This window comes from Paenibacillus sp. S-38 (genome assembly GCF_049942825.1).
Classification (GTDB): Bacteria; Bacillota; Bacilli; order Paenibacillales; family NBRC-103111; genus Paenibacillus_G.
In genome coordinates this window covers 5,220,668-5,234,202 of the sequence record NZ_CP187970.1, presented here as the reverse complement: position 1 = coordinate 5,234,202, position 13,535 = coordinate 5,220,668, and the positions used below count along the sequence as shown (strand labels likewise).

Here is a 13,535-nt window from a genome sequence, read left to right as displayed (position 1 = left end):
CAGCATACAACCTTATCTATATATAAAGGCAGGGGATCATTCAATGAACAACAAACGGTGGGTACGTGTACTGATGGGGACGATGCTGACTTCGGGCCTTCTCGTAAGCGCTTGCGCGCCGAAGGCGGCGGAACCGGCGGCAACTCCGCAGCCGGAAGCCAAAGGATCGGAGCCGGCGGCCAAATCGGCCGGTCCGGTGTCGATCACGATGGCCCGTGCGGGCTCACCATCGGCGATTCCGAAGGAAGACTTCGTGAAGAAGGAGCTCGATGCCAAACTCGGCATCAACTTCAAGCTCGACCTAACCGACGACAAGGAGCATGCGAACAAACTCAGTGTGCTGGCCGCTTCGCAGAACCTGCCCGATCTCCTTGAGATTAAAGAAAAAGATCTCTCGGTGTACTACCAGATGGCCCGCAACGGCCTGCTGCTCGATCTGACGCCGTATCTCGACAAGCTCGGCGCGGTGAAAAAGCAAGTAGGGGAAGAAGGCTTCACGAAAGGCAAGGTCGACGGCAAGGTGTTCGGCTTCTCCCAGGCTCCGCGGATTGTGCCCCAGGGCTTCTGGATCCGCAAAGACTGGCTCGACAAGCTGGGGCTGAAATCGCCGACGACGATGGATGAGCTGCTGGAAGTTGCGAAAGCGTTTACGGAGAAGGATCCGGACGGCAACGGCAAGAAGGACACGTACGGCATCTCCGGCACACGCGAGATAGAGCGCGGCTTCTTGGGCGTCCACGGCACGACGGAGCCGAACAAATTCTACATCCAGGACGGCAAGCTGATCAACTCGCTGTATGACCCGAACATGAAAAAGGGGATTGAAGAATTCCAGCGCTTCCTGAAGGCGGGCGTCGTCGATCCGGAGCTCTTCACGAACAAGGTGACGGATGTGACGGACAAAGCGGCCAAGGGCTTCGCCGGCATCTTCTACGAGCAGTGGGCGGGTCTGGTGCGTGACGAGCACGTCAAGAAGATGAAGGAGATCAACCCGAACGCCGAGCTGGTGCTGCTGCCGGCCCTGCAGGGAGCGAAGAACGTCCGCTTCAACGATGTGGGTCAGATCACCGCGATCATCGCGATTCCGAAGAAGCTCGAGAAGGATCCGGAGAAGCTGAACAAAGTGTTCGAGCTGCTGAACTACGTGTCCGAGGGCGATGGGGCAAACCTAGTGTACTACGGTCAGAAGGACGTGCACTGGAAGCAGGAAGGCGATAAGATCGTCCTCACCGAGAAGAAGGGCGAAGCCTCCTACACCTGGCTCTACCAGCTTACAGGCCGTCCGGAGATGGACTATCTCATGACGAAGTTCCCTCCGCAGGCGGCGCTGATCAAGGAATCGAGCGCTCTGCCCGAGCTGAAAGTCTATAACGGCTTTGTCATCCCTCCGAAGGGCTTCAACGTCACCGACGCAAACCGGTTCATCGGTGAGGAAATGCTGAAGTTTTACACGGGCAAAGCCAAGGTTGAGGATTACGATGCCTTCCTCGCCTCCCTGGAGAAGACGTTCAACTTCAAGGTGTACCTGGAGGAAGCGGACAAAACGCTGAAGGGCCTCGGGTACGTCAAGTAACGGCCGCGGTGGAGGCAGCGTTCTTCCCTCAGGGCCATGTGAGGCATCATGAACCACAAGTCAGGCACTCCGTTCCCGGGATCCTTATCCCGGGAACTTGAGGGCTTACGGCGATTTCTGTGCTTCTGCGGGCGGGCATGCCGTCCTCAGTTCATGGAGGCGCTGTAAGCTCATAAGCATTTAGACCGGCTTGCAGCAGCCCTGGGAGGTGATGGAATCAGCGTCTGAAGAATGGATCATTGAAGGAATATATTGGATTCGCATCCGCCGCAATGCTGGCGGGACGATGCAGGAATCGGCTGGGGGCTGCGGTTAGAGATAGAGGGTTCGCCTGAAGGCGATGGCTGGCACCGAGTGAATTACGCTTCCATGAACGTCGCCCGTTCTCTTTGAGTCGGCGGTGTAACGCGCGGATATTCCGAAAGCGACGATTCGACCGGAAACCGGCGGATTATCGCATTGCAGTCTGCCCGCTTCCCGGCAGGGCGTACTGCAGCGCACAGGACACCGAGGTGGGACCTATTACGGGGTTGTACCGGATCCGTCTGCCCGCGTGTCATTTTCGCCTGGTGACCGTCACCCAAAAGAGGAGGTCATCCATTTGAACAAATGGCTGAAATTTGTCTCCACCCCCTTATCTGTCATTTTAATTGTAACCGTTTTCATGGGCTTGGCCATTCCCAGCCGAGTACAGGCAGGCTTTACCGGCTTTATTACCCGAAGTGGGGACCAGCTGATGGACGGGAACACCCCGTTCCGCTTCATCGGGTCCAACCATCCGTTCCTCGAGCGTTCCTGGATGGATGTGGAGGAGGTGGAGGATTCGATCCGGGCGGCCAGCATCTCGGGCATCAATGTGATCCGGACGTATCCGTTCGAAGTGCGGATGAAAGCCGACCCCGCCGGGACTCCGCGCCATGTACTCGCGCCCGGGCAGTATAACGAGAAGGCCTTCCAGCTCATGGACCGGGTCATTCACCTGGCAGGCCAGTACAATGTCAGACTGATCGTGCCCTTCGTCGACACCCACAATTATATCGGCGGGGTGGAGGACTGGGCGGCATTCCGCGGCAAGACGAAGACGGAATTCTACAGCGACCCGCAGATCAAGCAGGATTTTAAAGCGTTCCTTACGTATGTCCTCAACCGTAAAAATAAATATACAGGTGTCCTGTATAAGGATGAACCAACGATCCTGGCCTGGCAGCTCGGCAATGAGCTCAGCTCCACCGATACCTGGATCAGCGAGATGGCTGCCCATGTGAAGAGCATCGATTCGAACCATCTGCTGGCCGACGGCGGCTATGTCCGTGCCCAGGGAATCCGGCCCAATGCGGTCGCCGATCCCAATATCGATATTATCGACCCGCATATCTACGGGTACCATCAGGTCGATCTGGCCTCGAAGCTGGCCGAATGGCGCAGGACGACGCAGGGCAAAAAAGCGCTGGTCATTGGGGAATTCGGCGACTACAGCCCGGCGCAGATCGAACAGCTTCTCTCCACGGTGCAGTCGAACGGGACGACCGGAGCCATGTTCTGGGGCACGATGCACCATCACCGTCAGGGCGGGTGGCACTGGCAGCCGGCTAACGGCTGGTCCTATCTGCGTTATCCCGGCTACACTACGGGGGATTGGGCGAACGAATCGGCTACCATTCAGCTGATGCGCTCCTATGCTTACTCCATTCGCGGACAGTCGGTTCCGCCGTGGCCGGCGCCTGAGACACCGGTGATGTTTCCGACGGATTCCCCGCATACGCTGTCCTGGCTTGGGGCATCGGGCGTCAGCACTTACGATATCGAGCGGGCGGCGGCTGCAGAGGGACCTTGGCAGATCATCGCCACGGGAGTAACCGACGATGTAACGACGCCGCGTCATCATACATTCACGGTACCGCTGTTCGACGACGGTTCCACAGTCCTCGGAAGCACCTATTTTTACCGGATTCGCGCAAAAAATCCAGAAGGCATCTATTCGCCTTATTCCAATGTCATCGGTCCCGTGAGCCCGAAGAAAGTCATTGTCATCGACCAGGGAGACCCGGGCTATACGGAGACGGGGACATGGGGGGACAGCGAGCTGCCTGGCAGCTATGGAGGCAATTCGAGGTTCAGCTCGGCGAACGGCAGCACGGTCCAATGGACACCGAATATCCCGCAGGCGGGTTACTATAATGTGTATGTCCGGTATCCGCTGCATCCGGATTCCGAGGAGAAAGTCCTCTACACGCTGTATAACGGGGTCAACAACAATTCGTACGTTGACCAGACGACGATTGCCAGCGGCCAGTGGCGCCTGCTTGAGACGGCCTACCTGCGCCAGGGAACGGGCAATTATGTCAAATTCAAAGTGAGCACAACGGCCAATCACCGGGCCGATGCAGTCATGTTCGAGCCGGTCCATTACGGGGACGGCTTTCAGGATGGCAATGCCAATTCCTGGTCATTCTTAAGCGGAACCTGGTCGGTTGCTTCCGAGGAGCTGACCAAGGTCATGAAGCAGACGGGCGCAGGCATCGGAGAAGCACGCGGCGCCATGTCACCGGCCGATGTGAATGTGACGGCCGCGATCAAAGTGTTCGATACCGGATCGCAGGCTTCCACCGGGATCATTGCCCGGGCGACACCCGATTTTGGCAGCTACTATACGCTGCGCATCAATTATGAGCTGAACAAGATTCAGCTGTACAAGAAAGTGAACGGCATTTGGACGCGGCTGGGGGAAACCGACCTGTTCGCGAATCCGGGCACATGGTATGTGCTCCGGCTCGAACTGAAGGGAAGCTCGCTTAAAGGCTACGTCAATGGTGTTGAGAAAGTAAATGTAACCGATTCCAGCTTGTCCGGCGAAGGCCATGTCGGCCTGCGCACCTATAACCAGACCGCTGTGTTCGACAGCATCATGGTCAATCCGAACTAGCCGCCATCCAACAAATGAAGCCGCAGCAACGATCGCATTCCGGAGCCGCACTAGAGATTAGCATAACTAGAGAAAATTCGCTGCTTCGGCAGCTTTTTTTGTACCCTGCCGGGCTTGTCCCGGCCCTCCTCCCCGAAAGTTGACAAGGCGGGCACCTGTCACTACAATCGGTACAAAGGTGTTCGTACGCCGCAGAAGACAGAGGGGGAATTCCGATGGCCATCTCCAGCCGCTTTTCCGTCGCCGTTCATATCCTCTCCCTCCTGGAGGTGAGCAGGGGGGCCCGCATCACCTCCGACTATATCGCGGGAAGCGTCAGCACGAATCCGGTCGTCATCCGTCGTCTGATGTCGATGCTGAGCCGGGCGGGACTTGTGGTCACGACGCCGGGGGTAGCCGGGGCGACTCTGGCACGCCCGGCGGAGCAGATTACCCTGCTCGATATTTATCGTGCCGTGCAGGCTGACGAAGCGGGGGGCCTCTTCACCCTGCACGAGAAGCCGAACCCGAAGTGCACGGTGGGGCGGGGCATCCAGTCGACGCTCGACGCTTCTTTCTCCAGAGCCCAGTCCGCGATGGAGCGGGAGCTGGACAGCATGACGCTGGCCGAGATTGTCCGCGATCTGTCCTGTGAGGATCCGACTTGATCGCGGCCTGTTTGTACCCTGTGGAGCCCATAAGGTAGGATAGGCAGACACTTCATTTCATTATAGATAGACAGGTGATGGTAACATGGACCGACAGGAAGTGATGGAGCGGATCGCCGCCTTGTCCGACCGCAGTTTCCGGGCCGTGGAGAATACGCTCCGCGCGCTCGAGCAGATGAAGGACAACCGGTATCCGTTTCTTGGTAATTTTCTTAACGTGGTGAAGGAAGAGAGCGCGGACCCGGAGCTCTTCGTCTGTTCGATGCCGATCGTCCCCGAGGTGCTGAATCCGTATCGGATCGTATACGGGGGCGTCACGGCCACCCTGCACGATATGGCGATGGGCTGGATGCTGGAGCACCGGTTCGAGCCCGGCAGCAAGTTCGTCACGATCGATATGCAGGTCGCCTACCACAACCCCGGTAAGGGCAAACGGCTGACCGCCGAAGCGCGGCTGGTGCATCAGGCACGCGAGCTGCTGCAGGTGAGCTGTGAGATCCGAGGCGACCAGGGCGAGCTCGTATCCACTTCGTCCGCGACCTTCCTTCAGCTCGTGCGGAAAGAATCGGTATAATGATTCTGTCCCTTGTTAAAAAGCCTTCGAATGGGATATCCTGATGGGGAGCGTTCCAAGAGAGGGTGAAACCAAGGCCGATGAAGCACTAATCCTATTTCCTTAGAAGAGCATCGTCTATATACGACTTTCGTTTATAAACGAATCTTTGACCGGATAGGATCAGTGCGGCCTTTTTCAGCGACTCCCCGGGAGTCAAAGCGCGGATGTTCTCTGCCCGTAAACCCATTGCGGCAGGGGAAGTCCGTCCTTTGGCGGGGAGTCCGAGCCGCCTCCTGTCCGGTATACCGGATAGGAGGTTTTTTGGTATATGAGCAGAATTGAAGGCAATGGTCTGCAGCATGGGATCGGCCACCGGGCTTTGTTAAGGGCGGAGCGGCTGAGGATGGAGGATGGAGACCGGATCGGTATCGTCGGACGCAACGGGGCGGGCAAAACCACGCTTCTGCGGATCCTAGCCGGCGAGCTTGAGCCGGACGCGGGGCATGTGACCCGGCGGGGGACGATCGGAGTGATCCCCCAGTTCAAGGAGGACGGGGCGGGCAGCGGTGGCGAGATGACGAGCCGGGTGGTGGAGGCGGTGCTGGTCGCAGAGCCCGATGTGCTCTTCGCCGACGAACCGACGACCCATCTGGATCAGGAGCGGACCGAGCGGCTGGAAGAGCGGCTGCTTGGCTTCCGGGGAGCCCTGGCCGTGATCTCGCATGACCGGTTCTTCCTGGACCGGGTGTGCACGCAGATCTGGGAGATCGACGCAGGCGAGGTGCGGATCTACCCGGGCGGTTACAGCGACTACGAGCGGCAGAAGGGGCTCGAGCGGCGGCAGCACCGGGAGAAGTACGAGGCCTATGTTGAGAAGCGGGGCGCGCTGGAGCGGGCGATCCGCCTCAAGGAGCAGAAGGCGGCCGGCTCGATGAAGCCCCCGTCCCGGCTGGGAAGCTCGGAGGCCCGGATGGGCAAGGACTACCGGCGCTCGACGCAGGCGGGCATCCATCAGGCGAAGAAGGCGCTCGAGACGCGCCTTACGAAGCTGGAGAAGGTCGACAAGCCGGTTGAGCCGCCTGCGGTGAAGCTGACCGTCCCCGTGCCGCCGGCGGCGAAGAACCGCGTCCTGCTCGAGGTGCAGGATCTGGAGGCGGCGGCCGGGGAGCGGCTGCTGTGGAGCCGGGTCTCCTTCCGGCTGCGCTTCGGGGAGAAGGCGGCGCTGCTCGGCCCGAACGGCTGCGGCAAAACGACCCTGCTCCGCCGCATTCTGGGCGGAGGAGGGGGCGTGCGGCTCGCACCCGGCGTGAAGCCGGGCTACTTCAGCCAGACGCTGGAGGTGCTTGACCTGGAGCGCAGCGTGCTCGACAATGTAAGGGAGACGTCCCTCTACGATGACGGGCTGGCCCGACTGGTGCTGGCCCGGCTGCTGCTTCGCGGGGACGAGGTTTATAAGCGGACGGGGGATCTCAGCGGAGGGGAGCGGGTGAAGACGGCGCTGGCGAAGCTTGTGCTGAGCGATGCGAATCTGCTCGTGCTCGACGAGCCGACGAATTACCTCGATACCCTGTCCCTCGAAGCGCTGGAGAGCCTGCTGGAGGGCTACCCGGGCACTGTTCTGTATGTCTCGCATGACCGCCGGTTCGTCGAGCGGACTGCAGGGCGCATTCTGGAGCTCCGGGACGGACGTCTGTTCTCCTTCGACGGTGGCTATGCGGCCTACCGGGAAGAACGCGGCCGCGGTCCCGCAGCGCCGCCTGCGGAGAATGACGCGGCCGGCGAACTGCTGCAGGTGGAGCTGCGCCTGGCGGAGGTGCTAGGCCGCCTCAGCCTGCCGGGGGCCGCAGAGATGGAGAAGCTTGATGCGGAATTCCGGGAGCTCGTGAAGCGCCGCCGCGAATTGCAGGGTGCGGTGAATAACGGCTCCATGTGACCTAGGAAGAAAGGAAGCGAGAGCCATGATCCTCATCAGTTCCTGTCTGGCCGGCCTGGCGACACGCTATGACGGAGGGGACAACTATCGGGAAGAGATTGCCCGCCTGCTGCGGGAAGGCAAGGCCGTGCTCGTCTGCCCCGAGCAGCTGGGCGGCCTGCCTACGCCCCGGCCGCCGGCCGAGATTGTCGGCGGAGGAGGCGATGATGTGCTGGAGGGCCGTGCGCGGGTTGTGACGAATGGAGGCGATGATGTGACCGCCGAATTCGTCCGCGGGGCCGAGCAGACGCTGAAGACTGCGCAGACGGCCGGCGCGCGGTACGCGGTGCTCAAGGAGTCGAGCCCGTCCTGCGGAAGCACGATGATCTACAACGGCACGTACACGCGGACCAAGGAGCCCGGCTTCGGCGTGACGACGGCGCTGCTGCAGCGGCATGGGATCGAAGTGTATTCGGAGAATAATGTGGGCGAGCTCCTGGCGAGGCTTGGGGACGAGTAGGAGGAAACCGGATGGCTTACGGGAGGCAGGGGAGCGCCCGAGGGAAGCTCCATATCGTCAGTATCATGAGGGGGTGAAGAGCCTGAAGATCATCAGGGATACCCGTCGGAGTTTTGACCTAGACCGTTTTTTGCAGAAGCCCTTGTTTGCCCACCTATCCACCCAAAGTTCCGAAGGTCCGCGCCATTCCCCCATTTGGTTCCTCTGGGAGGAAGAGCAGTTGTGGTTCATCGGCACCACGGCGGATACCTTCCCTAACCGGATCTTGCACCAGCCTGCTTGCGCCATCGGTATTGTCGATTATGACCCACGGAGCGGCGGGGTCTTCCACGCAGGATTCCGGGGCCGAGCGGAAGTGCTCCCATATGAGCACAATAGAGTGCGGCGGCTGCTCAGCCGCTACTTGGGCCCCAATGAGCCTCTGTGGGACCCGCGGTTCCAGAACCTTGGCGACGGCTGTGTGCTTATTCGGTTTACTCCGGAGACGGCAGTCGTCCGGGACCAATCGTATGCCGTGGGCGAAGGCGACCGGGAGCTGCCGATGCCGGAGGAATAGGAAGCGGAACATCTCCAGGGCAGGCAAGCCAAGCGGAGACCGGCGCCCTGGGAGGACGCCGGTCTTTTTATTTCTTCGCAAAAGAAATACCGAAGACGGCAGGCCAAAGGGGAACAAGTGTGTTGTTTCGCCGCAAACCGTGGGATATAATGGGAGTAAGCTGTAGGACTTTATCCAGAAGATGAGGTGAGAAGCGGATGGCACGCAACCAGGATCCGGTCGTCAAGGAAGAATCGCTTGGACACGTAGTGAAAGTGCAGCAGGTCATCGACTTCATGGTATTGTCGGAGCTCCAGAAGGGCCGCCGGTATGCCAGCGAAATGGAGCAGTGGATCATCAAATCGCTGGATGGGGTCGGGGTGAACGACGGCTACCTTAGCGCACGGCTCAAGAAGCTGGCGGAGAATGGTCACGTGAAGCGGGAGTGGGGCGACGACAACCGCTATAACCGGTATTATGAGATTACCGACTCCGGGATGGTGTATTTCCGGGCGCTGCTGTCCGATCTGCCGGACCGCGTGAAGCTGGCACAGAAGGTGTATAAGCTGTTTGACTCGTACGTGGGACAGTTCGCCCAGACCAAGGTGACCTGACCTAATTCGTTTGGACTGGGAAAGATCACGAACCCATGCACACTATCGCCGGCTCTTTGGGCGCATCTTCTGCGGATGCTGCTGCAAGAGTCTTTTTATTTGGGGGAATGGAGTGAGGCCGGTTGGACGGGAGGACTGCCGTAAAGGTGAGATAACGAGAAGAGCTGCAGCCTGGGGCTGCAGCTCTTACTCCTGCCGTTACGCCGCACCGTGGCTAGATGCCTGCGGTGTGCTTCGCAATCGCGCTGATGATCGTCTTCCAATCCTCAGGATGCACTTCGTGCCCGGCGCCATCCAAGGGAAGCAGCGAGGCCATCGGCAGCTCGCCGGCCAGGGCCAGCGCATGCGGGTAGGGCAGCGCCGTGTCCTCCGTGCCGTGAATGACCAGGGCCGGGACCCGGATTTCCCGGATCCTGCCTTCATAGGCCTCATCGCCTCTCAGCAGGGCGTGATTGTACATACTGAGGAGATTTCTGGCGCGCCGCAGTTCCTGACGGACCTGCCTGGAGACGCGGGTCTCGTCAAAGGTGCGCATCGGCCCGCAGAGCAGCCGGGAGCCTTCCACCAGGTACCGTGCAGCATCCTCCTCGTTCGACCAATCTACGGCGGAACCGCCCGCATGATATTCAAGGATCTTCGGATCCATCGGCGGCAGCTCCCGCGTATTCTCATCGGAGCCGAACAGGCTGGATGCAATCAAGGTCAGGGTCAGCACCCTGCCCGGGTGCCTCAGGGCAAGAACCTGTCCAATCATGCCGCCAAGCGACATGCCGACGATGTGGGCCTCCCCGATCCCGTATGCATCCAGGACTGCGGCTGCGTCATCCGCCAGATCGGCGACGCTGTAATTGGACTGCCCCGGCGCATAGACCGTGGAACGTCCGACATCCCGGTTGTCATACCGGATGACGAACCGCCCCGCAGCCGCCAAACGGCCGCAGAACTCCTCGTCCCAATAAACCATGGAGCACATCGCTCCCATAATCAATAAGACCGCCGGATGCCGGGGGTCTCCGAAGCTTTCCGTACACAGCTCGATATCGTGAGATGCAATGACTTTTTCGGACATGGTGATCCCTCGTTTCATTCGTTTTTTGGGCTGTTATGAACCGTCGCCGGCTCTCTTTATCGTAAACGAATGAAGTGAATGATCATCTCAGGCACGCTCCTGTCAAAGAAATTAGGGTAATGCGTTATGGGGGGTGGAGTAACGCCAACCCTATTCCAAGATTACCCTATCCGAAGCCCGGATCGAAGGGAGAAACTGGTTATAGTTATTGTTGCCGGGTTGAAGGTGCTTCCCAGTCGATTGGGATGCGGATTCGCATGGAACCAAAGGAAGACAGCTTCGTGCGAATTCGAATCGCGAAGCGGGTATGGTATAATGGCGGCAGCGAACAGGTTGAGCGGAGAGGATAGAGGATGAAAGATGAGCTGGAAGCCGGCGGCATGCCGCGGAAGATCGCGGTGTATTGTTTGTCGGGGATATTGACCTACCCGAACTTCATGCAGGAGCTGGGCGCGGCGCTTGCGGACCGTCTGCGCAGTCAGGGGCTGCAGACGTCGGCACAGCAGCTGTACCCCTACGGCGACCGCAGCCGCGGGGGGCTGAGGCAGCTGCACGAGACGCGCCGCGACGTGCTGCTGCGGGCGGGGCGGCCGGAGCGCTCTCTGGGCGGGAGCCGGGCGGCCGAAGCGGTGCTGGTGGAGGAGGAGCCCTCCGGCATGCTGACCGTGCTTGTCGGCCACAGTGCCGGCGGCATGGCGGCGGTCCATGCCGCATCGATCCTACTGCGGCGGACAGGCCGGCCGCCTTCCTCGCTCCGCGTCGTTATGGTCGGGTCTCCGAAGTGCCCGGTTCCGCCGGAGCTTCGGGAGTACACCCTGTACATCCGGGCGATGAGTAAGGGAGGGAGGGCGCCGGACCCCGTGACCCGGCTGGGAACATGGGGAGGCTGGAGCAGAGGGAGGGGAGGCTTGCCCTATTGGCAGGCGGAGAAGTATGCGCCGGCCGTCCAAATCACGCTACCGCTCACCGGCGGGCATCCGGATTACTTCCGCTCCGGCAGCGCTTACCGGGATGCGGCGGGGCGGAGCAACCTGGACCGGGTGCTGGACGCGGTCCTCGGATGGCTGAAGCTGTGGGAGGGCGAGGAGGCCGGCCCACTGTAAAGCCGGACACGCCAAAAGGGTCACGCGACCTAAAGTTCACAGTGACCCCTCAAATGTGGAACGTTTATTTTTAGTTAACGACAATGCTTCACGTTCTTAGGCCAAGAATTTCCTGCTGTGAAGGGCAGCAGACGCTGAGGGCCTTACGATACCAGCGGAATGTGTACCACCGCTTCATGATCCTCGGACGGCCCACCTCTATGGTGCCGGCACCACCGCATGTAAGCTTCGGGATCAATCTCCAGGAAGCGCACAATGTCCTCGGCTCTCACGATTCTTTCTTCTTCCTTCTCGATAACTTTCTCCATCATGGACACCCCCTAATTGATGTGAAGAGGGAAACAAAAAAGACCCTCTCCAAATAGAAGATGGTCGGTTGCACTACCAGCTCGTTCGCATCCAAGTGCCCACGTTGCGGATGTCGAAGTCATAGCTCCCAAAACTTTGTTGTTATGTTCACTATAACAGATGTCACACTCTAAGGTACTAAAGAAACCTTTATAATTGCTGTTTTTTTCGATGGGCTATTCAAAAAACGGATGGGATAACCGAGAGGGGAGGGATTCGATAGTCAATCCGGTATCTCTTCTCCCACTCGGACAGCTCAGCACTGCGGACCAATGGAGGGATCAACACATAGGGCCAAGTTTCGTTTTCACCCCGATCTTCCTGAGGGACTGGGGATGGAGGGCCAAGCAGCGCCGTGACCCGGGCGACAACCTCCCCGTCCAGTTCGGGATCAAAGTCTTCTTCGCGGCTCAGCCGAACCCGGGTCAGATGGACTGACTCACGGCACTGACCATCCGGAGCGGTACACCGGATCCGAATGCGAAACTCAGCTTCCGTGTAGGGGATTTCCTTACGCACGCCAACCTCGTATATCACTTCCCCAGGAGCCGTACCGGTGAAAGTGTGGCGGGTCACTCCATCTGTTGACTCGGCATAGCCAGTAAGGTTGGGTGAACGGTAAAAGCCGGCAGGGCACTCCACATGAACCTCCACTACTGAGCCAGCCGGGAGAGGCCCTAGGCCGATCCATAGATGATTCATGCCTTCTTCCTGCTCCATGACGCCTTTGGCCCATTTGATCTTAACCTGGTTTTCTTCCTGACTCTCTTCCCGGATCTGCATCATGTCTAATCTCCTTCCTTTACGAGCTTCGATACGGTAGCGATCACCTTCTGCCTGAGTTCTGCGGAGACACGGGGACTAAGCGTAATGAACACATCGTCGCTTACCTGATGCGTCTCGTTCTGCAGCACCTGTCCGCTGTCCACGACGGTGATCTGGTTGCCGATTCGGATGATCTCTTCCATGGGAAGATCCTTTAGCTTCTCCTGGATGGAAGCGAGGCTTTCCCCAGTCTTCGCAAGCGTAAGCACGGCCCGAAAATAGTGCAGGTGCTTCGAGGTGTAGACCCGCTTGTTGCCGGCCAGTTCGAGAGGCGGGACAATGCCGATCTGCGTGTAGTACCGGACCGTTCGAAGATTGATCTGCGGAAAAGTCTGGAGCAGTTCACCCGTGATTTCCTTAGCCGTATAGGTCTGCATGCGCGGCGTCCTCCTTGAATATACAGTGAGGTGTATGAGTTACACTATACTGTAACTTAACCACTTAGCTGTAATTATAATCAAATGCTGACCTCGGGGCAACTATCTATTGGAGAAAAAAGATAGATTTCTTACCAGACCCAGGAAAAAATTCCTGGGCTCGGACGAAAAGAGGGCCGGCGGGTCCGAATGATTTGGCAGGGACGCACAGAGCTGCATTCGCTTCGATGACCGGCTTCGTGTCCACTTCAGCAAGGCGAAGGAGGGAGAGATGAACGAGCAGAAACAGGCGCAGCCGGACAGCCTGACCAGCCATGAACGGTTGGTTCTTGGCGTGTTCACCCGGCATCCGTACTTGTCTGAGGAGCAGGATGTGTTCCTGATCTCCCGGGTGACGGGCCTATCGGTCATCCAGGTGGAGTTGGCCGTGCGCTCGCTCCGGCATAAGGACAAGCTGTCAGAGCAAGCCAGCGACTAGAACAGCGAAGCCAAGGCAGGCTGGGGGACAGGCGTCTGCCCATCGCGGCTGAGCT

14 protein-coding genes are annotated in these 13,535 nt (G+C 59.2%); 10 read left to right on the top strand and 4 right to left on the bottom strand.

The window, feature by feature from the left end; genetic code table 11:
* Positions 1 to 43: 43 nt before the first annotated feature.
* The 8 genes from ACP26L_RS23015 to ACP26L_RS22980 all read left to right on the top strand — a co-directional run bounded on the left by ACP26L_RS23015 (position 44) and on the right by ACP26L_RS22980 (position 9,280).
* Entirely contained in the window at positions 44 to 1,573 is a 1,530-nt protein-coding gene (locus ACP26L_RS23015) for an extracellular solute-binding protein (RefSeq protein ID WP_426446716.1), read from the top strand.
* Positions 1,574 to 2,174: 601 nt separating this feature from the next.
* Complete coding sequence (locus ACP26L_RS23010; protein ID WP_426446714.1) at positions 2,175 to 4,496, top strand: family 16 glycoside hydrolase; 2,322 nt, start codon at positions 2,175 to 2,177, stop codon at positions 4,494 to 4,496.
* Positions 4,497 to 4,711: 215 nt separating this feature from the next.
* Complete coding sequence (locus tag ACP26L_RS23005) at positions 4,712 to 5,143, top strand: Rrf2 family transcriptional regulator (RefSeq protein WP_426446712.1); 432 nt, start codon at positions 4,712 to 4,714, stop codon at positions 5,141 to 5,143.
* Between the two features lie 85 nt (positions 5,144 to 5,228).
* A complete protein-coding gene (locus ACP26L_RS23000) occupies positions 5,229 to 5,717 on the top strand; it encodes a PaaI family thioesterase (RefSeq protein ID WP_426446711.1) in 489 nt (162 codons plus the stop codon).
* A 310-nt stretch (positions 5,718 to 6,027) separates the two neighbouring features.
* Complete coding sequence (gene abc-f / locus ACP26L_RS22995; RefSeq protein WP_426446709.1) at positions 6,028 to 7,632, top strand: ribosomal protection-like ABC-F family protein; 1,605 nt, start codon at positions 6,028 to 6,030, stop codon at positions 7,630 to 7,632.
* Positions 7,633 to 7,657: 25 nt separating this feature from the next.
* Positions 7,658 to 8,131, top strand: a complete 474-nt coding sequence (locus ACP26L_RS22990; RefSeq protein ID WP_426446708.1) for a DUF523 domain-containing protein — start codon at positions 7,658 to 7,660, stop codon at positions 8,129 to 8,131.
* Entirely contained in the window at positions 8,067 to 8,687 is a 621-nt protein-coding gene (locus ACP26L_RS22985; RefSeq protein ID WP_426446707.1) for a pyridoxamine 5'-phosphate oxidase family protein, read from the top strand. The genes ACP26L_RS22990 and ACP26L_RS22985 overlap by 65 nt, the downstream gene beginning before the upstream one ends.
* Positions 8,688 to 8,884: 197 nt before the next feature.
* On the top strand, positions 8,885 to 9,280 hold the full coding sequence (locus ACP26L_RS22980; RefSeq protein ID WP_426446706.1) for a PadR family transcriptional regulator: 396 nt from the start codon (positions 8,885 to 8,887) through the stop codon (positions 9,278 to 9,280).
* 214 nt (positions 9,281 to 9,494) lie between these two features.
* Here ACP26L_RS22980 and ACP26L_RS22975 read toward each other — a convergent pair whose 3' ends face one another.
* Positions 9,495 to 10,349, bottom strand: coding sequence for an alpha/beta fold hydrolase (locus ACP26L_RS22975; protein ID WP_426446704.1), 855 nt, complete (start codon positions 10,347 to 10,349; stop codon positions 9,495 to 9,497).
* A gap of 353 nt (positions 10,350 to 10,702) precedes the next feature.
* On the opposite strand from ACP26L_RS22975, the gene ACP26L_RS22970 reads away from it, so the two are divergent.
* On the top strand, positions 10,703 to 11,452 hold the full coding sequence (locus ACP26L_RS22970) for a lipase family protein (protein WP_426446703.1): 750 nt from the start codon (positions 10,703 to 10,705) through the stop codon (positions 11,450 to 11,452).
* 143 nt (positions 11,453 to 11,595) lie between these two features.
* Here ACP26L_RS22970 and ACP26L_RS22965 read toward each other — a convergent pair whose 3' ends face one another.
* The 3 genes from ACP26L_RS22965 to ACP26L_RS22955 form a co-directional block, all read right to left on the bottom strand.
* Positions 11,596 to 11,760: a hypothetical protein gene (locus ACP26L_RS22965; protein ID WP_426446702.1), complete on the bottom strand. Its 165-nt coding sequence runs from the start codon at positions 11,758 to 11,760 to the stop codon at positions 11,596 to 11,598.
* A gap of 220 nt (positions 11,761 to 11,980) precedes the next feature.
* The gene (locus ACP26L_RS22960) at positions 11,981 to 12,586 is read right to left on the bottom strand and encodes a hypothetical protein (RefSeq protein WP_426446700.1); all 606 of its coding nucleotides are present in this window, start codon (positions 12,584 to 12,586) and stop codon (positions 11,981 to 11,983) included.
* Between the two features lie 2 nt (positions 12,587 to 12,588).
* Positions 12,589 to 13,002 carry a MerR family transcriptional regulator gene (locus ACP26L_RS22955; RefSeq protein WP_426446698.1) on the bottom strand — a complete coding sequence of 138 codons (414 nt, stop codon included), beginning with the start codon at positions 13,000 to 13,002 and terminating at the stop codon, positions 12,589 to 12,591.
* A gap of 271 nt (positions 13,003 to 13,273) precedes the next feature.
* Here ACP26L_RS22955 and ACP26L_RS22950 point away from each other — a divergent pair, with 271 nt between their 5' ends.
* Positions 13,274 to 13,480 carry a hypothetical protein gene (locus tag ACP26L_RS22950; protein WP_426446696.1) on the top strand — a complete coding sequence of 69 codons (207 nt, stop codon included), beginning with the start codon at positions 13,274 to 13,276 and terminating at the stop codon, positions 13,478 to 13,480.
* The last annotated feature ends 55 nt before the right edge of the window (positions 13,481 to 13,535 follow it).